The sequence below is a fragment of the Pantoea sp. JKS000250 genome, from assembly GCF_003201065.1.
Taxonomy (GTDB): Bacteria; Pseudomonadota; Gammaproteobacteria; order Enterobacterales; family Enterobacteriaceae; genus Pantoea; species Pantoea vagans.
Window position 1 is genome coordinate 1450353 of sequence record NZ_QICZ01000001.1, and the last position, 22020, is coordinate 1472372.

The following is a 22020-nucleotide window of genomic DNA, read 5'->3' on the forward strand; positions in this document are numbered from 1 at the left end:
TCAGCCGGTTTCACCCAGTCGTTCCACCAGACCGCTGCGTCGCTGCGTCTGCAGCTGCACGGCGCGCTGAAATACGCCCGGTTCGCTGTAAATGGTCAGTTGCTTACGTGCGCGGGTAATCGCGGTATAGACCAGTTCTCGGGTCAGCACCGGCAGAAACTGCGTCGGCATCACCAGCGCAGTGTGGTCGAACTCCGACCCCTGCGATTTATGCACCGTCATCACCCAGGCCGTTTCATGTGAAGGTAACCGGCTCGGCTGGATCGCCTTGATTGACCCATCCGGCAGCGGGAAAAAGACCTTCAGGTTACCCTCTTCATCCCGCAGCGTAATGCCGATATCACCGTTAAACAGGCCGAGCGCACTGTCATTTCGGGTGATCATCACCGGACGTCCGGCATACCAGCGACTGCCGATACCAGGACGCCGGATGCGCTGCAGCTGCATCAGTCGCTGCTCAATACGCTGGTTCAGGCCCTGCACGCCAAATGGCCCGTCACGTAACGCACACAGCAACTGATAACGGCCAAAGGCGGCAATCACCTCAGCAGGATCCGCCTGCTGTCGGATAAGCTGCAGGAAGGGCTGATAGCCCTGTGCGACCTCATCCAGCATCACCTGATACGCTTCCGCGCTGTTCAGCGTCTGGTAACTGACATCGTCATGGGCCGCAGCAAATACCGCCCTGACCTGCTCTGCATCACCAAGGTTGATCGCTTTTGCCAGCTGGCCGATGCCGGATGAAGCGTCAAAACGATAACTTTTTTGCAGCAGGCAGATGCTGTCGCGCACGACCGGTGCCTGTCCATCGTCACTGCCCTGCAGCGTACAGCCGGTCAGCAGGGCGAGCTGTTCGGCCCGCGCCAGGCTGTAGCCGCTTTCCGTGCAGCGGCAGATATCGCCCAGCACCGCACCGGCTTCAACGGAGGCGAGCTGATCGCGGTCGCCCAGAAACACCACGCGGGCATGGGCAGGCAGCGCGGCGATCAGTTTTGCCATCATCGAGAGATCGACCATCGACGCTTCATCCACTACCAGCACATCAAGATGCAGTGGGTTACCGGCATGGTAGCGTAACCGCTGGGTATCGGGCTGTGCGCCCAGCAGACGATGCAGCGTGGTGGCTTCGGCGGGAAAACGCCGCCGCTCTTCGTCGCTGACCGCCAGATCCTGCAGCGCCCGGCCCAGCGACTCGGTCAGTCGCGCAGCGGCTTTGCCTGTCGGTGCTGCCAGCTGAATCCGCAGCGCGCCGGGATTCAGGCGAATCAGGGCAGCGAGGAGTTTCGCCACGGTGGTGGTTTTACCGGTGCCCGGCCCGCCGGAAATGACCGCCGTCTTGCGGGTCAGCGCCACGGCCGCAGCAATTTTCTGCCAGTTCTCCGGCTGGTCACCAAACAGACTGTTCAGCACGTCACCCGCGGCACGCATATCAAACGCGGTTTTCACGTCCTGCGCAGCAAAAAAGTCGGCGACCCGGCCTTCACTGTGCCATAGCCGATGCAGATACAAACGTTGGTTGCTCAGCACCAGCGGCGTCACCCGACTGCCATTACTGACCGCCGACCAGTCTGCCAGGAGTGATGGCCAGTCATCCGGCTTACCCGCTGCCTGCCAGATGGCCTGGGCCAGCGCAGGCTGACGCCCGGCAAACAGACTGTCTTCACAGAGGTTGCTCAGCGGCAGACAGACGTGACCTTCTCCCGCCTCTGCGCTGATGCAGGCAGCCGCAAGCAGCAGCGCAGGTTGTGATTCTGTCGCCACCAGACGGGCAAACTGAATATCCAGCGGCCGCAGGAGACGCTTCTCAACCGCCTGCAGCAGCAGACTCAGCATGTCACTCATAGCATCTCCCCGGTTTCACCAAACAGCGCATCAATCTCTTCCACAAAAGCTTCGGAAGGTCGGGTGGCAAAAATGCCGTTGTCCGGCGAGCTGCCATCCATCCCGCGTAAAAACAGATAAAACACCCCACCAAAATGGTGCTGATAGTCATAGTCCGGCAGGCGATGCTGCAGATAGCGATGCAGCGCCAGCGTATAGAGCTGATACTGCAGATCGTAGCGGTGGCCAATCATCGCCTGCGCCATCGCCTCGGGCGTATAAGCGGCGTGACTTTCCCCCAGCCAGTTCGATTTGTAATCCAGCAGATAATATTTTCCCTGCCAGCGGAAGACCAGATCGATAAAGCCCTTCAGCATGCCGCGCACCTGGCGGAAATCCAGCGGAGCGGCCTGCTGAGAGAGTGTATCGTGACGACGCAGCAGATCGTCAAGATCCGCCGCCGTCAGCAGATTGTTGATCGGCAGATAAAACTCCATCTCGATGAGCCGTTCGCTGCTTTTGATTGCCGACAGCGTCAGCCCCTCGACGTTGAGCGGGGTATGTAATACCCGATCAATCCACTGTTCAATGACCGGTAACCAGCTCAGCGAGTAACCATTGTGCTGCAGCTGATCTTCCAGCCAGATGCGATCCGGCGGTTCGGTAAAGTCGATCGACTCAAACAGACCGTGCAGGAAGGTGCCGGGTGCCGCTCCGCGAGGAAAGTGATGCGGCGTCAGTGCCGCTTCTTCACCATTTTCTTCTTCGCCCGCTGCGTCGATATCGAAGTTAGGGAGCGCATCCAGCAGTGGCGAACTGTGATGCTGTTGAAGACCGGAGTAACTGGTTACCCGCCAGACATCCGCCAGGGCGCGGGTCACGTCGCGGCTGCTTAGCGCCTCATCACCCTGCTCAGCGTCCCGCCACATTTCGCCCGGCAGCAGATCTTCTTCAACCAGTGCAATCCCTTCACCGGTTAATGCATTGAGTCGCTGGCTGAGCTGCTGCGCATCGGCCGCCTGCCCCTGCTGCACCAGGTAGCCCAGTGCGCTCTTGTGGAGATCGCTTTCGCCCTCTTTTTTACGGGTGCCTTTGATCAGCGGTGCAATGCCAACGCTGCAGTGATAAACGGAACGGGTCAGCGCCACGTAGAGCAGACGCAGATCCTCTGCCAGACGCTCCTCTTCGGCCAGCGCCAGGCTCTGCGCATCACCCTGCACATCGAGCAGCGCCGTGAAGTTGTCGCGATCGTGATAGAGCGCGCTGGCCGCCTCGCGGAACCCGGCAGCAAACGGCAGCCAGACCAGCGGATACTGCAGCCCTTTTGATTTATGGATGGTGATGATCTGCACCAGATGGCGGTCGCTTTCCAGACGCAGCTGCTGGCTGGAGGCCTGGCTGTTTGGCCGGGCAATCTGCTGCGCCAGGAAGCGTACCAGCGCGTGCGGACTCTCCAGCTGCACCGAGGCCTCCTGCAGCAGTTCACCCAGATGCATCAGGTCAGTCAGGCGACGTTCACCGTTCTCCGAGGCCAGCATATTCTCCGCCAGTTGCCGCTTGATCATCACATCACGCAGCATCGGTAACACGCCGCGCTGATGCCACAGCTGCTGCCAGACGGCAAACTGCTCCACCAGCGCATCCCACTCGCGCTCATTCTGTGTCAGCGCGTCCAGCGTCGCCGCATCGATGGCAAAAATAGAGGTCGCCAGCGCGCTACGCAGCAGCCGTTCCTGTTCCGGTGCCTGTATCGCCTGCAGCAACCAGAGTAATTCGCGCGCTTCCGGCGTGGTGTAGACGCTGTCCCGGCTGGAGAGATAGACCGACGGAATCGACAGTGCATTCAGCGCGTCGCGAATTAAGCCGGCCTCATTGCGACTGCGCACCAGCACAGTGATATCGGAAGCCCGCACTGGCTGCAGCGCCTCACCTTTACCCAGCCAGGCTCGTCCCTGCTGTCCTGCCACCAGCCAGCGGCTGATATCGGCGGCACACTGCTGCGCCATAAACTGCTGGTAGTCACTGTTGCCGACCCCCTCGCCAGGCTGCAGCCAGAAACGTAATGCCGGTTGCTGCTGCTCATCAAAAATCAGCTTCAGTGACTCGTTGGGCGCAGCAGGTTTCACCGGCAGAAAGGGAATCGCCGAAAACAGGAAAGGTGAATCGAGCTGAGAAAAAAGGCGGTTGACGCTCTCTACCATCTCAGGTGAAGAACGCCAGTTAGTATCCAGTGTGTAGTGAGCACTGACTTCGCTTCTGGCCCGCAGATAGGTAAAAATATCCGCGCCGCGAAACGCGTAGATTGCCTGCTTGGGATCGCCAATCAGAAACAGCGCCTGCTCCGGCTGATTTATATAGAGCGTGCGGAAGATGCGATACTGCTGTGGATCGGTATCCTGGAATTCATCAATCAGGGCCACCGGGAAACGCGCCCGGATGGTTTCTGCCAGCAACACGCCGCCGGGCTGCTGCAACGCCTCATCCAGTTTACTGAGCAGATCGTCAAAGCCTAACAGCGCGCGTAACCGCTTTTCACGCTGTACCGTGGCACGCACATCGGTCAGCGCCTGCGCGATAACCACATCGCGCAGCGACAAGGGTTCTGCCAGAAACTGATCGATCGCCTCAAACAGCGAGTGTCGCGGGGCGTCGCCTTTTTTGGTTTTCTCATCCAGCACCTGCTGTCCAAAGCGCTCCAGCTCTTTCGGCAGCTGATAATCCAGCGTCTCACTGCTGGCCCACTGCGTGACTTTTGCGACCCAGTTGGGCAGATGTTTACTGCTGTAGCTGCGCTTATCCACGCCAGAAGCACTAATCATGCCTTCAACATCGGCGCTAAGCGCCTGCCACTGCTGCTTGATGGCCTCAATGCGCGCCAGGTTACGGGCGTGACGTGATGCCAGCGTCTCATCGGCTGCGGGCGGACGTTTCAGGCTGGGTGATTCTCCCTGAAGCCAGGGACGCAGCGTGGTCAGCAGGCTGTCGGGCCCACTCCACTCCGCGGCAATGATCCGCGCGACATCCAGACTCAGTGGATAGCACTGACGACGCCAGAAGTCGGCAGTCGACTGTTTCAGCAGCGCCTGCTCATCTTCAATTAACTCCTGCTCAAACAGCATGCCCGATTCAAAGGCGTTGAGATTGAGCATCCGCTGACAGAAGCCGTGAATGGTGAAGATGGCAGCTTCATCCATCTGCCGTTCAGCAGCCAGCAGTTGCGCGGCGGCCTGACTCAAATCGGGCATCTGCTCCAGCAGTAACTGGTGCATCGGGTTGCTGCTTTTGCCGCGGATACAGGCCAGACGCAGCTGATGAATATTCTCGCGGATGCGCCCGCGCAGCTCCGCAGTGGCGGCCTCGGTGAAGGTCACCACTAAAATTTCTTCTACCGAAAGCGGGCGGCTGTAGGCGTTTTCTCCGCCCAGCCCCAGCAGCAGGCGCAGATAGAGCAGACCAATGGTAAAGGTTTTTCCGGTGCCCGCTGACGCCTCAATCAGCCGCTCGCCTCTGAGCGGCAGCGTTAAAGGATTCAGCGAGATGGGCGGTAACTGCGTCATTGGGTCTCACTCTTTACCGGCAGCGACTGCTGCAGTTGCGCCACTTCATTCCAGGTTTTCCAGCCGGGCTGGCGGGCAAATTCAGTTTTGCCGGTGCCGGTGCCGGCAATCTGCGAGGTCATTACCATGCCCTTGTGTTCAATCACAGCCTGCCGGAAAAAGTCTGCCAGGCTGGCCGGGGTTAACTGCTGAACCTGCTCGATCACTTTTTGCCGGGTATTAAAGTGATCATTCTGCCGATCAAAGTCGCGGCTAAAACGATCCGCTTCCTCAAAAAGCGTCTGAGGACGCTGCTGCAAATCGTTGATCATCGCCTGCTGGTACTGGGCAAAATCTGCCTTACTCATGCTGCGTAATCGTTTTTCTGCCTGTGGATAGAAGGCCTTATAACGCTGCAACAGCCAGTCCGGTTGTTTGCTGTTACTTTGCAGCAGGAAGCCGACACCCCACTGTCGGCCCACCGGCATCTGGAAGGCAAACACCGCATAGCCGAGCTGCTCTTTAGTACGCAGCTGATTGTAGAACCACGGCTGAACGATCTGGCTCAGCATCGAGCTGTGCGCCATGCTCTGATATTCACCATATCCCAGTGGAACATAAAGAGCGGCAAGAGCGGAGTCGGTGCTGCTACCCTGCTGTTGCAGGTTGGCTTTCAGCGGTTTTTTAATCGTCACATACTGACTGTGCCAGTCGCGGGTTGCATTACTCTGCATCTGCTGTTTAAGCTCATGCCCCAGTTGCGTCACGCTGTCAGCACTGAGATTACCCACCACCAGCATCTCTGGCGTCGCATCGCGGAACAGCGTATCGCGATAGGTCGTCACATCCTTAAGTGAGATTGTGCTGACCAGCTTGCGGCGGGTCTCGCGCTGGGTATAAGGCAGCTGCGACAGCAGTTGCATCGGCTGAATCGCCTGCTCAAACGCTTTGCCTTTTTCCGCCGCGTCCAGCCGCTCCAGATACCAGGATTTGGCCTGCTCCAGCTGCTGTTCTGTCGGCTGGAAGGTGGCATAACCCTCTACCAGTTTCTTCAATAGCGTCGGCAGACGTTGCGTGAAACCGTTGGCGCTGAACACCAGCCCCTGATCTTCACCGGTTGAAAAGCTGATGCCGCCCACCGAGGCCTGCGAGTTAAGCTCGTCCAGTGCCAGGCTAGAGAGGTAGTCATTCAGGCCAAACAGCACCTGCTGACGGGCGTCGCTGATGGCATTTTTATTGCGTAACGCCAGGGTTATCGCCGCTTTAGGCTCGCTGGCGTAATAACGACTGGGCATCCAGTAAATGCGCATACCATCATGGTTATCCAGCTTCACCGGGTGCTGATACGTTTTTCCGTCCGACGGCAACAGGGTGAAGTCGTCCGGGATATAGGGGTTCAGCACGGGCATCGCCAGCGTGATCTGGCTGGCGCGTTGCTGCCAGTCGGCAAAGGTTTGTGGCGTGATCTTCTCAACCTGATAAGGCGCATCCACAAAATAGGCGGTTTTGTTATGCGGCTCCTGCGGGCTGATATACCAGATGCGCGCATGCTGCGGGGTCATCTCGTCCAGCCGGGCCTTGATCGCGGCGGCATCGTACTGATCCGCCAGATAGGGCGCATCCAGCGTGTGTTCAACCGGCACGCGCAGCATGGTATCAACCAGCCATTCGATGTAATCCATATCGCGGGTGATAGAGGGATAACGGAAGTCGAGCGCCAGCACATGTGAAACTTCATCGAAATAGCGCTTATCATCGGCCTGCTGACGCAGCAGATTGATGTAGCTGAATATGGCCGCTACCACTTCGTCACGCTGTGCCAGGCCTTTATCGGTGAGTGACGCGGTAATCGCAAATACCCCACTGTTACGCTCGGTCATCGGGTCAGCGCCCGCATTGACCCCGTCGGCCAGCCCCTGCTTTTGCAGCCAGTCAGTCAGCGTGTTTTTGCTGCGGTTACTGATTAAATAGCTAATCAGCGTGTCCGTCTTACTGCGGAAGCTGCCGCTGTTATTGGCAATGCGGAATTCAATTTTGAGCTGCTTGCGCGGCTGGGCCGGAACGTAATGAATGATGACGCCTTGCTGTGCATCCGTCACCACCGGCACCGTAATCTCCGGCACGCTGGCGTCATGATTTTGCACCCGGCCAAAGGTTTTAGCCGCAATCGATGCCATCTCTGGCAGCGGTTTGTTGCTGTAGATCACCGCCTTCATCAGGTTGGCGGAGTAATGCGTGTGATAAAAATCCAGCAGCGCCTGATGCAGTTTGCTGCCGGGCTTATCTTTCAGTGTTTCAAGATTGCCGCCCGAGAAACGTGACGCCGGATGCGCCGGGTTCAGGGTTTCAGCACCCACCTGGGCCATGCGCAGGCCATCGCGCGAGCGCGCCATGGTCAGCTCGGCGTTCACGGCGTGGCGTTCTCGATCGGCGTTAACCGGATCCAGCAGCGGCTCAGCCACCGCATCCGCCAGGCGATCAACCGCCGGTTCCAGCGAATCGTTTTCCACTTCCAGGTAAAAAGCGGTGCGGTAAGAAGCGGTGCTGGCGTTATGGCTGCCGCCATGCTTTTTCAGAAATTCGGCCAGGTTGTCCGGCTGCGGGTAGCGCTTTGAGCCCATCAGCACCATATGCTCGAGGTAGTGTGCCAGTCCCGCCTGCTGATCGGGATCGTCCAGCGATCCTATCGGTAGCGTCAGCGCCGCCAGCGATTTCGGTGCCACAGGATCGGAAACCAGTAACACCGTCATCCCGTTGTCGAGCCGGATCGCCTGATAGTGGCGCGGATCCTGTTCACTTTTGCGAATAGTGTCGTTAACTGGCTGCCAGCCTGATGATGTCTGCGCCTGTGCTGTGCAAGCCACCAGGCTTAACAATAGCGCCGCTATCCAGCGTGCATGTACCCGCATGTAAACCCCTCTCGTTTCCCGATAAACCGCCAATCTCTGACACGGCGGCTCAAAGCAGAGCAAAATTTCTGTGTAATAAGCCAGCTAGCAAAAATGCCTTCTGACCTGCTATTCATCATCCTGATGTGCAGCCAGCACCGGTAAATACCAGCGCTGTGCCGCCTCAGTTATCTGCTGCAGTTGTGGCTCATCAAGCACACGGCAAAGACGCTGCAGATAGGGATCGCCGCCCTCGCCCTCAACCTGATAGTTACCCTGCCAGGCGGTCAGCAGTCGATTACGCGCTTTGAGCTGCGTCGCTTCATCGGTCAGCAACTGCTGGCTTTTTTTGTCATAGCTGGCGGTCAGCCACGCGCCGCCACTCTTGTTAAGCAGCATCAGCGGCTGGCGCATACCGGCGAGATAGCCTGCGACGTATTCATTCAGCGCAGCGATCGCCTCAGCCTGCGGTACGGCGAGGAAACACCAGCGGCTCTGCTGTCGGCCAAACATCCGGCTGCTGCCGGTGCCGCCCAGCGCGCAGTAGACCAGATGCTCCAGCCAGAGTAACAGTCCGTCGTTCATATTGAGCACGCCCGGCCGCCAGCGCAGTAATCCGTCACTCTGCACCTGCGTCAGCCAGCCGGTTAAGCTGACCTGCTCCAGCTGCAGGTTTACTTCCCAGCTCTCGCCATCACTGCGCTGAGTGACCACTTCAGCAGCCACTTCCTGCATCTCATCACGCTGCGCCTGCCAGAACAACTCACCGAACGCGCCGTAAGGCAGATTACCGGCCGCGCGATGGTGCGCATAAAGCCGCTGGGTGTCCTCGCCTTCGACCAGGGCATTCAGCAGCTGCGCGTTGATCTGGTAACGCTCCAGGTTGTCGAGCGCAAACGGCTCGCTGTCGGGCAGTTCGTTCTCCTCCAGCCAGAAACTCACGCCGAGCCGCTGGTGGAACCAGGCGCGGACCGGATGCCGCCAGAAACGCAGAAACGCTTCCAGCGTCAGCGCATCAATTAACGGCGCTTCCAGCGGCTGAACAAAATCGGGTTGCGGCTGCCCTGCTCCCTGCGCCGCAGGCAGCCACTCACGGGCAAAACTCTGCAATCTGGCAGTGGGCTGGAAGTTCTCTGCAGCAAAGGGCATCCGGCTGTGCAGGTGCTGCAGGTGCATCCGCACCCGTTCGGCACTTTCATCCAGCTCAAGATGACCGTCGCCTTCCAGATAAAAACTCTGTCCAATGTAATCCAGCAGTTCTGTGACCAGCACCGACGGGTAGCGTTCCGTATTATCCTGAATCGCCCGGCCGATATAACTGATGTAGAGCTGCTGCTGTGCCGAAATCATCGCCTCCAGGAAGAGGTAGCGATCATCATCGCGGCGGCTGCGATCGCCTTTGCGGGACTGCTGCTGCATCAGGTCAAAGCCTAATGGTGCCAGGGTCCGGGGATAAACGCCGTCGTTCATGCCAAGCAGACAAACCAGCTGAAAAGGAATGGAGCGCATCGGCATCAGGGTGCAGAAGTTAATCTGTCCGGCCAGAAAACGCTGGCTGATGCGCTGCTGATCAAGGCGGCTACGCAGATCATCGCGCAGCAGCGCCACCGGAATCGCCTCTTCAAAGCGCGCATCCATCCCATATTCGATCAATTGCTGCCACTGCTCTTCCACCAGCAGCAGGGCAGCCTCGGTTTCTGCATCGGGGCTGAAAAAGGCGTTCAGCAATTCCCGGCACAGTGGCAGCCAGGCGACCAGCGGACGGGGTTCGGCCAGCAGCTGTCGCCAGTGATTAAGCCGGGAGAGCAGCTCAGCCAGATGTCCCGCCAGTTCCCCCACCAGACCACTCGACTCGTCATAAGGCAGAATTCCTTCCCAGTCACCGTTGTGGCTCTCCATTGCATAACCCAGCAGCATGCGCTGCAGGCCAAAGCGCCAGGTGTGCTGGCCGGTAATCGGGAGTGACAGCGCTTCTACGCTGGCATCATCCAGCCCCCAGCGCACACCCGATTCGCTGACCCAGCGCCGGAGTAAGCGCAGGCCGCTTTCATCAATAGAGAAGTGAGCAGCCAGCGCCGGAACATCCAGCAGCGCCAGAACATCCTCTGAGACAAATCGGCTGTCCGGCAGTGCCAGCAGATTCAGAAATGCCACAATGGCCGGATGCGCCTGACTGGCCCGCCGGTCTGAAATCGCAAACGGCAGGTAGCGATCGGCGGGTGCGTTGGCAAACACCGCCTGAATAAACGGCGCGTAGGCGTCGATATCGGCCACCATGACGATAATGTCACGCGCTTTCAGCGTCGGATCGGCCTCCATCATCGCCAGCAGATGATCCTGCAATACTTCGACTTCACGCTGGGCGCTGTGGCAGACCTGAACCGCAATGGAGCGGTCCTCCGGATCAAGGCAGCGCTTCTGATCGCTGTGCGCCAGTTCCGCCGCATTCAGCCCGATGACGGCGTTATCCTGCAGGTTGAGAAGATCGTGCTGCATGCAGTGCAGCAGGTTATCTGGCTCCACATCCACAAACGCATCAATATCGTCGTTTGACTCCATCTGACTGAGCAGAAACAGGTTATCGCGCCCCAGCTTGCCCCATGAGGCAAGCAGCGGGTTAGTGAGCTGCTGTTCACCAGCGTCGTTAAACAGCGCCGGAGCCTGCTCTGCGTCCCGGAAAAGTCCGCGTGATTCATCGGCACCATGACGTCGGCGCTGACGGCTCTGCAGTTTCGCCAGAAACGCATAGTCCTGAATGTCGCCCCAGTAGTCGCGGCAGGGATTGGTGAACAGCAGATGGATGTCGATGTGTCGTCCCAGCGCCTGCAACGCCTGCAGATAGACCGGCGGTAGCGCAGAAATACCACAGATGAAGACCCGTTTCGGCAGATTTTCCGGCGTAGTTTTCGCCTGCTCCAGCGTCTGGATAAATCGCGAATAGAGGTTGGCACGGTGCCATTCGGGCTGCCGCAGCGCCTGGGTATAACTTACCAGATCGCGCCACAGTGCGGCCTGCCAGCGCTGCGCTTCGCCCAGTCCGTCAATGGTTTCGCCACGCTCCCAGCTGTTGAGCCAGTCGGCACGATAAACCAGATACTGGTCGAACAGATCGGCCACGCGTGAACTGAGCTGATACAGTTTTCGCTTGTCGCCGTCGTCATGGAGATAGTGGCGTAAAGAGACAAACTCTTCCTGTTCGAGCATCACCGGCAGCCGATGCATCAGCTTCCAGCCCATGCTGGCCTTGCTGAAAGCACTTTCTACCGGGATATCGGGCAGTACGCGGACGAACATCTCCCAGATAAAACTGGCAGGCAGCGGGAATTCGATATTGGCCGCAATGCCAAAGGTTTGCGCCAGCTCCATCTGCAGCCATTGCGCCATTCCCGGGCTCTGTACCAGCACCATTTCTGAGGCGAAAGGATCATCAAGAGGATCATGTTTAATCACCGCCGCCGCCAGAATCTTCAGCACATCAAGCTGATTTGAGTGATAAACGTGAAACATGAAAACTCCTGTGATAACTCAGAACGTGACTACGGTATTGCGGCTCTATCACTTTACCGCGTATCGCGGTTGAAACCCATCAAAAGGGCGACCCGCGACCTTTAACATCGCAGCCGTGTCAGAGTAGCGCGGCGCTGATAAGGCCCCGTCACGTCAGCCCGCTCCAGGGTGCAGCCTGAAGGGCCGCTCTGCTGCTGCAGCGTCGATGTCCAGCCCGCAACGTCATGCCCTGCCAGGCGCTGCTCAGCCACCCGCCATGCCTCGCGCTGATACCACTGCTGACTGAATCCCAGCGCCAGTGCGCGATGATAGTGCAACAGCGTGCTGCTGCTTAATGCCATTAACAGCAGAGCAAACAACACTTCCGGCAGACTGAATCCGCCGCATTTACTGGCAGGTTGCCGGGGACGTGAGCGGACAGTAATCAATCCAGCCGTGCGGCAGCGCACTAATCTGATTGCCCCGTAAATGCACCCAATGCCATACCGCCATGCCACTGCCGCTGGCCTCACCTTTAAGCAGACCTTCATCCCTTTCACCTCGCTGTAAACAGCTGCGCCAGCCCTGACGATCATCCTGCTGACACAGGGCTGACTCCGTCGCTGGCCAGCTCAGGGAAAGTCCCCATTGCAGCGCCGACTGCGCCCGCCAGAAATCCTGAATAAACTGCTGCTCATCCGCCAGCAGTCGCATTCCCTGCTCAGACATCTTTCGGCTGGCATGCAGCGTAAAGCTGCCGATCACCATAATCATCAGCACCATGCCCAGCGCACTGCTGCCTCGCTGCTTCACAGGTTCACGCCCTCTATCCAGCTCTCCACCGTTTCAAGCCAGCGTCCGGCCCGTCCCTGCAGCACGATCCTGACCTGTGTACCCTGCTGGCTGATGCCGAACTGCTCAACTGTCATGAATGCGGGATCGGAGAGCCGTTCCCAGCCCGCTGACTGACACTGGTCAACACCGCGCTGCATCTCAAGCTGCTGCTGGCGCAGGCGAAAGCCGTAATAGTCACTCTCCGTATGGCCCACCGGTTCCCATTTACCGTTGCTGTTTTCATCCCACCGCAGCAGCAGGCAGTTCTCGCTGATTTTCAGCGCACCACTACCGCACTCACCGTGACAATAACCGGCACGCCGAACCGCCTTTTCCAGTGTGGCTATCATCTGTTGTAACTCCTGACGCAGCTGCGCCTGTTGCAGTACGCCAGCACTCTCCGCCAGCAGTAGCGGCAGAAAACGCCCGGTACTTAACATGACGACCGCGCTGATTGCCATGGCGATTAGCATCTCCAGCAGGCTGAATCCGGCGATCTTCAACGGCACGTCTCCTCATCCATCATGCAGAGGCGAATACGGGCTTTGGCTGAGATAATCAGCCGCATGCGTCCGGCGCTGTTCCCCAGCTCTATACTGCCCGCCTTAGCGACATTGCGGCGGCCATAGAAACCCGGCTCGCCCCGAATGTCATAGAGCGCCACGCCCGCGTGCGGCGCGATGAAATGTAGCCGTTTCCCGTGAATACACCCCGCAACGGGGCGGCTGCCGGCACCGATGCACCAGGGATCGCCAGGCTGTGACCATAATACCAGGTCGCTATTTTGCCGGTTGGCCTGGGCACGCAGTCGTAGCAGGAATCCCTGCAATTGCTGAGCGCTGTCGCGCAGTTGCTGCCGCTGTTGCCAGCGCTGCCAGCCGTGTAGCGCGGCAAGGCTTAGAATGCCGGCAATCACCATTACCAGCAGCAGCTCCGGCAGGGTAAAACCGCGTAAGTGTGCTGTTTTCATGGCGTCAGAGTGCGGGTGATGAACAGTCGAAACAACAGGTGTTGTGACAGGCTGGAAAGCGTGTCGCAGAGAATTTTCGCCCGTACACAGGCAGTGTCAGAAGCGTGCGAGGGGTGCCGCAGATTTACCGGTGTGCAGGCAAAAAAAAACCCCGGCGAAGTTGCCAGGGCGTTATCTTTTAGTGCGGATTAGATGGCGACAGGTGCTTTGATCGCGGGATGCGGATCGTAGCCTTCAATCTCGAAATCGTCGAACTGATAGTCAAACAGTGATGCTGGTTTGCGTTTGATCACCAGCTTTGGCAACGGACGCGGCTCGCGGGTCAGCTGCAGGCGCGCCTGCTCCAGATGGTTGCTGTAGAGGTGCGTATCGCCGCCGGTCCAGACGAAGTCGCCCACCTGCAGATCGCACTGCTGCGCCACCATATGCACCAGCAGCGCATAGCTGGCGATGTTAAACGGCAGACCCAGGAAGATGTCGCACGAGCGCTGATAAAGCTGGCAGGAGAGCTTGCCATCCGCCACATAGAACTGGAAGAACGCATGGCAAGGAGCCAGCGCCATCTCGCTGAGCGCACCAACGTTCCAGGCAGAAACGATAATCCGCCGCGAATCAGGATCGCGCTTCAGCTGCTCCATCACCTGGCTTAACTGGTCAATTTCCTGACCGCTGGCCGTGCCCCAGCTGCGCCACTGTTTGCCATACACCGGGCCGAGATCGCCATTCTCATCTGCCCACTCGTCCCAGATGGAGACGTTATTTTCCTTAAGATAACCGATGTTGGTGTCACCTTTCAGGAACCATAGCAGCTCATGAATAATGGAGCGGATATGGCATTTCTTGGTGGTGACCAGCGGAAAACCATCCTGCAGATTGAAACGCATCTGGTGACCAAAAATTGAAAGCGTACCCGTGCCGGTACGGTCAGCTTTTGGTGTGCCTTCGTGCAGCACATGTTGCATTAAATCCAGATACTGTTTCATTTTTCCTCGCGAAATTGTGGCTGCGGGCGACGACGATACGCCCAGATCATCATAATAATACCGGCAACAATCATCGGCACAGAGAGGATCTGTCCCATACTGATTCCGCCTTCAAACAGGCCAAGCTGGGCATCCGGCTGGCGGAAGAACTCAACGATGATACGGAAGGCACCGTAGCCGATCAGGAACAGGCCTGAGACGCTGCCCATCGGGCGCGGCTTGCGAATAAACAGGTTCAGAATGATAAACAGCACCACACCTTCCAGCGCCAGTTCATAGAGCTGCGAAGCATGACGTGGCAGTACGCCGTAGGTGTTAAGCAGTTCCTGATATTGCGGATTGGTGGCGGCCAGCGCGACATCTTCGCTGCGGGAGCCGGGGAACAGCATGGCGTAACGGAAGCCCGGATCGACACGTCCCCACAGCTCGCCGTTAATGAAGTTGCCGAGACGACCGGCACCCAGACCAAACGGGATCAGCGGCGCAATGAAATCCGAAACCTGGAAGAAATTACGTTTAGTGCGGCGGGCAAAGATCAGCATCACCACAATCACCCCGATCAGGCCACCGTGGAACGACATGCCGCCATCCCAGACTTTGAACAGATAGAGAGGATTTTCCAGGAACAGCGGTAAGTTGTAGAACAGGACATAGCCGATACGGCCGCCCAGGAAGACGCCCAGGAAACCGGCGTAAAGCAGGTTCTCAACTTCCTCTTTTTTCCAGCCGCTGCCAGGCTGATTGGCGCGGCGTACTGCCAGCCACATGGCGAAAACAAAGCCCACCAGATACATCAGACCGTACCAGTGCAGCGAAACCGGTCCGATCGAGAAGATCACCGGATCGAACTGCGGAAATGCAATATAGCCGTTATTCATCATTCACCGTCTATTTTTCAACCCTGAAAAGGGGCGTTGTCAGGCACATAAATTAAGGCTGCGCATCATAGCACAGCCGGTTTTGTGAATTGTCTTGCAAATGTAAACGCGGATAACGCGTTAAGCCTGCTTCAGCGTCTAACGACCACCACGGATAAGCCCACCTAATCCGCGTCGCTCCATAAAGGCCGAGACCAGATGGCGAACTTCGGTGGCAGTGTCGGCATTCATTCCCTGCTCGCTGAGCTTCTGTACCTCTTCATGATCCAGATGACGCAACAGGTACTTAACGCGCGGTACGTTTTTACCGTTCATGCTGAGATGGTGATAACCCAGGCCGACCAGCAGCGCGACGCACATCGGATCACCTGCCATTTCACCACACAGGCACAATTCCAGATTGGCCAGGCGGGCTTCCTGCGCAATCGCATTCAGTGCGCGCAGCATCGCCGGATGCAGCGAGTCGTACAGGTTCGCGACGCGGGTATTGTTACGATCCACCGCCAGCAGATACTGCGTCAGGTCGTTGGTGCCGACCGAGACAAAATCGACCCGGGACGCCAGATGCGGGATCATAAACAGCATCGACGGCACTTCGATCATGATGCCGATACGCGGCGCGGGAATCGCATAGCCCAGCATCTCCTCCACTTCGCGTCCGGCGCGATCGATCAGCTGTTTCGCGTCATCGATCTCGTCGATATGACTGATCATCGGCAGCAGGATACTGAGGTTGCCGGAGGCGGCATTGGCGCGCAGCATCGCGCGCACCTGCACCAGGAAAATTTCCGGCTGGTCGAGCGTCAGGCGGATGCCACGCCAGCCCAGGCAGGGGTTCTCTTCACTGATCGGCATGTAGGGCAGCTGTTTGTCTGCCCCCACATCCAGCGTTCGCAGCGTTACCGGCTTATTGTGGAACAGCTGCAACATGCCCTGATACTGCGCCACCTGCTCCTCTTCCGACGGGAAGCCGTTCTGCAGCATAAACGGGATTTCGGTACGATAGAGGCCGATACCATCCACCCAGCTGCCCAGCGCCTGTTCATGTTCCGGGCTTAATCCGGCATTGAGCATCACCTGCACGCGTTCGCCACTTTTCAGCTCACCCGGCTGATCGACCACGCCTTCCGCCATTTTGCTCAGCGCGTTCTCTTCGCTGATCAGCCGCTGATACTCCTGCACCAGCACCGGCTCGGGATCGATCAGCAGCTCACCGCGATAGCCATCAACGATCAGCAGGCGTTTGTTGAGCTGATGAGGCTGGATGTCAGCGCCCATCACCGTCGGGATGCCCATAGCACGGGTCAGGATCGCCGCATGGGAGTTAGCCGCGCCGTCACGCACTACCACACCCGCCAGCCGCTCCTGCGGCAGCTCCGCTAAGGTAGTGGCAGTCAGCTCATCGGCGACCAGCACAAAGCGTTCCGGCCAGGCATTCGTGCCGACCAGAGTATCATCGAGGTGAAACAGCAGACGCTGACCCAGCACCCGCAGATCGCCTGCGCGTTCACGCAGGTAGTTGTCAGTCAGGCTGGCGAACTGTTCAGCAAACTTCTCGATCACCTGTTTCACAGCCCACTCCGCGACCGATCCGCGCTCGATCTCGTCGAACAGATCTTTCTTCAGCCGGGCATCGGTTAACAGGTGAGAGTAGAGATCGAAAATGGCCGCGCTCTCTTTCTGTGCGCTGGCGCTGAAACGTTTGCTGAAGCGGCGGAATTCACTGGCCGCTTCGCTCATGGCAAGTGACAGACGCTCACGTTCACGCTGTACATCCAGCGTCGAGGCGGCCGAAACCTGATCGAGCAGAGGCTGCGTCTCATCGACCCAGCCGGGTGCCACCGCTACGCCAGGCGCTGCTGCAATGGCGCGCACCCGCGTCTGCCGGAACTGACCAAACAGCTGACCCATCTGAGACTGCGACAGCAGCGCCGCCATCTGGGTGGCGAGCGTCACCAGGAATGACTCTTCGCTTTCATCAAACTGACGGTGTTCGCGCTGCTGCACCACCAGCACGCCAAGAAGCTGGCGACGGCTGATAATGGGCACGCCGAGGAAGGAGCGATAACGCTCCTCTTTGACTGCGGGGATATATTTAAAGCTGGGGTGACTCTGGGCGTCAGCAAGGTTAATCGGTTCGGCCAGACGGCCCACTAAACCGACGATACCTTCGTCAAACGCCAGCGTCACGGTGCGGCCACGCGGTTTTTTGAGGCCGCGCGTCGCCATCAGGTAATAGCAGCGACGATCGTGGTCGGCGAGGTAAACGGAACAGACTTCCGTATCCATCGCCAGACAGATCTCATTGACCAGGATGTCGAGTGCTTCATTGAGACGCGGCGCACTCGCCACTTTTTCTACAATTTCGCGCAACTGAGTGAGCATAAAGGGCGTGGCCTATCCTCTCTTACGTCGATGGGCAGGATTATTTCGCTGCCCCGCACTCTCCTGCATAGACATCACCACGCCAGCGAATTCCTTCATTACCCGACGATAGACATCGCGCTTAAAGGAGACAACCTGACGCACCGGATACCAGAAACTGACCCAGCGCCAGCCGTCAAATTCCGGCGTGCTGCTGTGCTGCACATTGATATCCGCGTCATTACACATTAACTGCAGAAGAAACCACTTTTGTTTCTGGCCGATACATACCGGCTTTGTGTCCCAACGCACCAAACGTTTTGGCAACTTGTAACGCAACCAGTTACGGGTAGAGGCAAGTATTCGAACATCTTTCCGGTGTAATCCGACCTCTTCGAACAGTTCGCGATACATCGCCTGTTCTGCGGTTTCACCGGGATTGATGCCTCCCTGAGGAAATTGCCAGGAGTGCTGTCCAAAGCGCCTGGCCCATAACACTTGTCCCTGCCGGTTACAGATTACGATACCAACATTCGGGCGGTAGCCATCATCATCGATCACCGGACTACCTCAAAGCAAAATTTGAATGGCCTGATTGTTTCACACTCCTTACAGGCGGTAAACCACTGGATTCATGGGGGGTTGAGCCATCAATAGCGGGATAACTCACAGAAAAGGGCAAAGTTATAAACAAAGACCGCAAAAAAGATCGATCTTATTCACCTTTTCTGTGGATAGCTTTGTGCAGAACGCGGGAGTTAACTGAATAACCCTGCCATCACACCTGGGAATGCCAAAAAGAGTTAGTTTGTTATCTTACTGATTAAAAATGAAATTAATGCAGAATCTTGCTTCATCGGCTTTTTATAAACAGCGAATATTTTTACGCCTACTGACAATTGGCTAAATTATAAGCACAGCGCTTTTTATCCACAGATAATTGCTCAGGGTTAGGTCATGGCGGTGAAAATTTGGTCAAATAGCGAAAAGTCAAGGCTGTAAATGGAACCAGTACCGCAAACATAAGGGGGTTATCCCACTTTTCTGTGGATAACCGGGCTGGAGATCCTGTTCATTGTTGCGGGTAAGCTGGGATAACCCTGGCCTACTGCGGATAGCGCGAGGGCAATCCACCTAAAAAAGCATGATCTATCATGTTATTATCGATCCCGGACACGATTTATTTTAGCGGGACAACTTAGCTACCCGCAGCTGTACAAATTTTAACCATTGCGAGTTATCAACATGCGTTATCCCCCAGGACCACCCGAAGATGAAGCCAGCCTGCTGGCACGCGCGCAGGATTTAGCCGGATTACCTATGGAAACGCTGGCTGCGCGTGCCGGTCTGCCCATGCCTGCGGATCTTAAACGCGATAAAGGCTGGGTCGGCATGCTGCTGGAGTGGCATCTTGGGGCGAGTGCGGGCAGCAAAGCGGAACAGGACTTTGCCCATCTCGGTATCGAACTGAAAACCATCCCGATTGATGCACAGGGTAAACCGCTGGAAACCACCTTTGTCTGCGTCGCACCGCTGACCGGTAACAGCGGCGTGACCTGGCTCACCAGCCATGTGCGTCACAAGCTGGCGCGGGTGTTGTGGATCCCGGTTGAAGGCGGGCGTGAGATTCCGCTGCGGGAACGCCGTGTCGGCGCGCCGCTGTTATGGAGCCCAAATGCGGAAGAAGATGAGATGTTGCGTCAGGACTGGGAAGAACTAATGGATATGATCGTGCTGGGGCGCGTTGAGCAGATTACCGCACGGCATGGTGCCTGGCTGCAAATCCGGCCTAAAGCCGCTAACAGTAAGGCACTGACCGAGGGAATCGGCGATCAGGGCCAGCCCATCATGACCCTGCCGCGCGGCTTCTACCTGAAGAAGAGCTTCACCGGTCCCCTGCTGGCGCGCCATTTTCTCCTGTAAATCGCTTATCCTGCGCGACCATCGTCGCAATTTTGTGGGAGATTGGCGAATTCAATGCGTATAATCGCCGTTTACTTTTCGTTTAGGATTGAATGCCGGTATGTTTGAGTGGATTTCCGATCCCAACGCCTGGCTGGCGCTGGGCACCCTGACCATCCTTGAGGTGGTGCTGGGTATTGATAACATCATTTTCCTGTCGCTGGTGGTCGCTAAACTGCCAAAGCACCAGCAAGCCAGTGCACGCCGCATTGGTCTGATGGGCGCGATGTTAATGCGTCTTGGCCTGCTGGCTTCCATCGCGTGGGTCGCCCGCCTGACTAATCCGCTGTTTACGCTGATGGATCATGCGTTCTCGGCGCGCGATCTGATTCTGCTGTTTGGCGGTCTGTTCCTGCTGTGGAAATCGAGCATGGAGATCCATGAAACGATTGAAGGCAGCGAAGGCGAACACAATACCCGCGTTCATTCGTTCCTTGGCGCGATTGTGCAGATCATGATGCTCGACATTATTTTCAGCCTCGACTCGGTGATCACTGCCATCGGCCTCTCCGATCATCTTTTCATTATGATGGCAGCCGTTGTGATTGCGGTGCTGATGATGATGTTTGCCGCACGCGCTATTGGTGAGTTCGTCGAGCGCCATCCGTCAGTGAAAATGCTGGCACTCTCCTTCCTGATTCTGGTCGGTTTTACCCTGATTCTGGAGAGTTTCGCGGTCCACGTACCAAAAGGTTACATTTATTTCGCTATGTTCTTCTCCATGGCGGTTGAGTGCCTTAACCTTATGCGCAGTAAGAAAAAGCACGCCTGAGAAAGTCAAGGGCGAGCCTGCTCGCCCGGTTATTTTCAGAATCCTACGATTAACCCTGCCGGCAAAACCATTTATTACTACACTTTTTGCACTTAACGATTTGTGAGGAAGAGGCGTGATGAAAGGGTTGGCAGGCGTAGCACTGGTGATGGTAACCGCAGCGTTACTGAGTGGATGCAGTTCTGATTATGTCATGGCGACTAAAGATGGCCGGATGATCATGACCGAGGGCAAGCCGAGCATTGATAAAGAGACCGGCCTGGTGCAGTACACCGACCAGACGGGTCACGAGGTGCAGATTAACAGCGATGAGGTCTCAACGATCATTGAACGTTAAGTGCCCGATTTAATGACCTGCCACCGATTCCGCGCTGGCAGGTGATTTCCCCGACTTTTCCCCCTTCCTTCCCCGCCGTTGCTCGCGCTATAGTCCCTGAGGACACAACATTCCATTCCATAAAAAAAGGAAGCTGGCAATGCACTATCATCGTATTCCCCACAGCACGCTGGAAGTGAGTCAGCTGGGGTTGGGCACTATGACGTTTGGCGAACAGAACAGCGAAGCCGACGCCCATGCTCAGCTGGATTTAGCTATCCGTTCCGGCATCAACTTTATTGATACCGCTGAAATGTATCCGGTGCCACCGCGCCCGGAAACCCAGGGTCTGACCGAACAATACATTGGCAGCTGGCTTAAACAGCGCGGCAGCCGCGATAAAATCATTCTGGCCAGTAAAGTGGCGGGTCCGTCACGCGGCAATGATGCGTCGATTCGCCCGGATATGGCACTGGACCGTAAAAACATCCGCGCCGCACTCGATGCCAGCCTGAAACGTCTGAACACCGACTACCTTGATCTCTACCAGCTGCACTGGCCGCAGCGCCAGACCAACTATTTTGGCAAGCTGGGCTATCAGTACAGCGAGACCACGGCCCAGGTGACGCTGCTGGAGACGCTGGAAGCGCTGACCGAGCAGGTGCGCGCCGGTAAAATCCGTTATATCGGCGTGTCGAACGAAACCGCGTGGGGCGTGATGCGCTATCTGCAGCTGGCGGAGAAGCATGAACTGCCGCGCATTATCAGCATTCAGAATCCTTACAGCCTGCTGAACCGCAGCTTTGAAGTGGGTCTGGCCGAAATCAGCCAGCATGAAGGCGTCGAGCTGCTGGCGTATTCCAGCCTGGCGTTTGGTACGCTGAGCGGTAAATATCTGAACGGTGCGCAGCCTGCGGGCGCACGTAACACGCTGTTCAGTCGCTTTACCCGGTATAGCGGCGAGCAGTCTCAGAAGGCGATTGCCGAATATGTGGCGTTAGCGCAACAGCATCAGATTGACCCGTCGCAGATGGCACTGGCCTATGTGCGTCAGCAGCCGTTTGTGGCCAGCACGCTGCTGGGCGCCACAACGCTTGAGCAGCTGCAGATTAATATCGACAGCTTCAATCTGACCTTAAATACAGAGATTCTGGAAGGTATTGAGGCAATCCACCGCCGTTATACCTATCCTGCGCCATAAATACTCTGT

At 57.2% G+C, this 22020-nt stretch carries 16 protein-coding genes; 4 read left to right on the forward strand and 12 right to left on the reverse strand.

Going from position 1 to position 22020, the window contains the following annotated elements; translation table 11 throughout:
* The 12 genes from recD to rppH all read right to left on the reverse strand — a co-directional run bounded on the left by recD (nucleotide 1) and on the right by rppH (nucleotide 18321).
* The gene (recD, locus tag BY447_RS06940) at nucleotides 1–1842 is read right to left on the reverse strand and encodes an exodeoxyribonuclease V subunit alpha (RefSeq protein ID WP_095706739.1); all 1842 of its coding nucleotides are present in this window, start codon (nucleotides 1840–1842) and stop codon (nucleotides 1–3) included.
* Nucleotides 1839–5378 carry an exodeoxyribonuclease V subunit beta gene (gene recB / locus BY447_RS06945; RefSeq protein ID WP_110330834.1) on the reverse strand — a complete coding sequence of 1180 codons (3540 nt, stop codon included), beginning with the start codon at nucleotides 5376–5378 and terminating at the stop codon, nucleotides 1839–1841. The genes recD and recB overlap by 4 nt, the downstream gene beginning before the upstream one ends.
* Complete coding sequence (ptrA, locus tag BY447_RS06950; RefSeq protein WP_110330835.1) at nucleotides 5375–8266, reverse strand: pitrilysin; 2892 nt, start codon at nucleotides 8264–8266, stop codon at nucleotides 5375–5377. Before ptrA ends, recB begins: the two co-directional genes overlap by 4 nt.
* 108 nt (nucleotides 8267–8374) lie before the next feature.
* Nucleotides 8375–11752 (reverse strand): exodeoxyribonuclease V subunit gamma, encoded by a 3378-nt coding sequence (gene recC, locus BY447_RS06955; RefSeq protein ID WP_110330836.1) that lies wholly within the window; start codon nucleotides 11750–11752, stop codon nucleotides 8375–8377.
* Nucleotides 11753–11853: 101 nt separating this feature from the next.
* The gene (locus BY447_RS06960) at nucleotides 11854–12093 is read right to left on the reverse strand and encodes a prepilin-type N-terminal cleavage/methylation domain-containing protein (protein ID WP_033733820.1); all 240 of its coding nucleotides are present in this window, start codon (nucleotides 12091–12093) and stop codon (nucleotides 11854–11856) included.
* Between the two features lie 46 nt (nucleotides 12094–12139).
* Complete coding sequence (locus tag BY447_RS06965; RefSeq protein WP_013358914.1) at nucleotides 12140–12544, reverse strand: DUF2509 family protein; 405 nt, start codon at nucleotides 12542–12544, stop codon at nucleotides 12140–12142.
* Complete coding sequence (locus tag BY447_RS06970; RefSeq protein ID WP_110330837.1) at nucleotides 12541–13068, reverse strand: prepilin peptidase-dependent protein; 528 nt, start codon at nucleotides 13066–13068, stop codon at nucleotides 12541–12543. Before BY447_RS06970 ends, BY447_RS06965 begins: the two co-directional genes overlap by 4 nt.
* A complete protein-coding gene (locus BY447_RS06975) occupies nucleotides 13065–13535 on the reverse strand; it encodes a prepilin-type N-terminal cleavage/methylation domain-containing protein (protein WP_110330838.1) in 471 nt (156 codons plus the stop codon). Before BY447_RS06975 ends, BY447_RS06970 begins: the two co-directional genes overlap by 4 nt.
* A 188-nt stretch (nucleotides 13536–13723) precedes the next feature.
* Entirely contained in the window at nucleotides 13724–14518 is a 795-nt protein-coding gene (gene thyA, locus BY447_RS06980) for a thymidylate synthase (protein WP_110330839.1), read from the reverse strand.
* Nucleotides 14515–15396 carry a prolipoprotein diacylglyceryl transferase gene (gene lgt / locus BY447_RS06985; protein ID WP_033733822.1) on the reverse strand — a complete coding sequence of 294 codons (882 nt, stop codon included), beginning with the start codon at nucleotides 15394–15396 and terminating at the stop codon, nucleotides 14515–14517. The genes thyA and lgt overlap by 4 nt, the downstream gene beginning before the upstream one ends.
* Nucleotides 15397–15534: 138 nt before the next feature.
* Complete coding sequence (ptsP, locus tag BY447_RS06990) at nucleotides 15535–17781, reverse strand: phosphoenolpyruvate--protein phosphotransferase (protein WP_033783993.1); 2247 nt, start codon at nucleotides 17779–17781, stop codon at nucleotides 15535–15537.
* Nucleotides 17782–17793: 12 nt separating this feature from the next.
* On the reverse strand, nucleotides 17794–18321 hold the full coding sequence (rppH, locus tag BY447_RS06995; protein ID WP_009087042.1) for an RNA pyrophosphohydrolase: 528 nt from the start codon (nucleotides 18319–18321) through the stop codon (nucleotides 17794–17796).
* Between the two features lie 684 nt (nucleotides 18322–19005).
* Between rppH and mutH the strand changes: the two genes are divergently transcribed.
* The 4 genes from mutH (at nucleotide 19006) to BY447_RS07020 (ending at nucleotide 22011) form a co-directional block, all read left to right on the forward strand.
* Nucleotides 19006–19683, forward strand: coding sequence for a DNA mismatch repair endonuclease MutH (mutH, locus tag BY447_RS07005; RefSeq protein ID WP_110330840.1), 678 nt, complete (start codon nucleotides 19006–19008; stop codon nucleotides 19681–19683).
* Between the two features lie 100 nt (nucleotides 19684–19783).
* A complete protein-coding gene (locus BY447_RS07010; protein WP_003853954.1) occupies nucleotides 19784–20494 on the forward strand; it encodes a TerC family protein in 711 nt (236 codons plus the stop codon).
* Nucleotides 20495–20612: 118 nt separating this feature from the next.
* Nucleotides 20613–20831 carry a YgdI/YgdR family lipoprotein gene (locus BY447_RS07015; protein WP_013358922.1) on the forward strand — a complete coding sequence of 73 codons (219 nt, stop codon included), beginning with the start codon at nucleotides 20613–20615 and terminating at the stop codon, nucleotides 20829–20831.
* A 139-nt stretch (nucleotides 20832–20970) separates the two neighbouring features.
* On the forward strand, nucleotides 20971–22011 hold the full coding sequence (locus BY447_RS07020; RefSeq protein WP_013358923.1) for an NADP(H)-dependent aldo-keto reductase: 1041 nt from the start codon (nucleotides 20971–20973) through the stop codon (nucleotides 22009–22011).
* The last annotated feature ends 9 nt before the right edge of the window (nucleotides 22012–22020 follow it).

Excerpts from the sequence above, each read along its gene's own strand:
- BY447_RS07015 (WP_013358922.1), top strand. The coding sequence starts at position 20,613 with ATGAAAGGGTTGGCAGGCGTAGCACTGGTGATGGTAACCGCAGCGTTA.
- thyA (WP_110330839.1), bottom strand. The coding sequence starts at position 14,518 with ATGAAACAGTATCTGGATTTAATGCAACATGTGCTGCACGAAGGCACA.
- BY447_RS07010 (WP_003853954.1), top strand. The coding sequence starts at position 19,784 with ATGTTTGAGTGGATTTCCGATCCCAACGCCTGGCTGGCGCTGGGCACC.
- mutH (WP_110330840.1), top strand. The coding sequence starts at position 19,006 with ATGCGTTATCCCCCAGGACCACCCGAAGATGAAGCCAGCCTGCTGGCA.
- BY447_RS06960 (WP_033733820.1), bottom strand. The coding sequence starts at position 12,093 with ATGGCATTAAGCAGCAGCACGCTGTTGCACTATCATCGCGCACTGGCG.
- recD (WP_095706739.1), bottom strand. The coding sequence starts at position 1,842 with ATGAGTGACATGCTGAGTCTGCTGCTGCAGGCGGTTGAGAAGCGTCTC.
- BY447_RS06975 (WP_110330838.1), bottom strand. The coding sequence starts at position 13,535 with ATGAAAACAGCACACTTACGCGGTTTTACCCTGCCGGAGCTGCTGCTG.
- ptsP (WP_033783993.1), bottom strand. The coding sequence starts at position 17,781 with ATGCTCACTCAGTTGCGCGAAATTGTAGAAAAAGTGGCGAGTGCGCCG.
- recC (WP_110330836.1), bottom strand. The coding sequence starts at position 11,752 with ATGTTTCACGTTTATCACTCAAATCAGCTTGATGTGCTGAAGATTCTG.
- lgt (WP_033733822.1), bottom strand. The coding sequence starts at position 15,396 with ATGAATAACGGCTATATTGCATTTCCGCAGTTCGATCCGGTGATCTTC.
- recB (WP_110330834.1), bottom strand. The coding sequence starts at position 5,378 with ATGACGCAGTTACCGCCCATCTCGCTGAATCCTTTAACGCTGCCGCTC.
- ptrA (WP_110330835.1), bottom strand. The coding sequence starts at position 8,266 with ATGCGGGTACATGCACGCTGGATAGCGGCGCTATTGTTAAGCCTGGTG.
- BY447_RS07020 (WP_013358923.1), top strand. The coding sequence starts at position 20,971 with ATGCACTATCATCGTATTCCCCACAGCACGCTGGAAGTGAGTCAGCTG.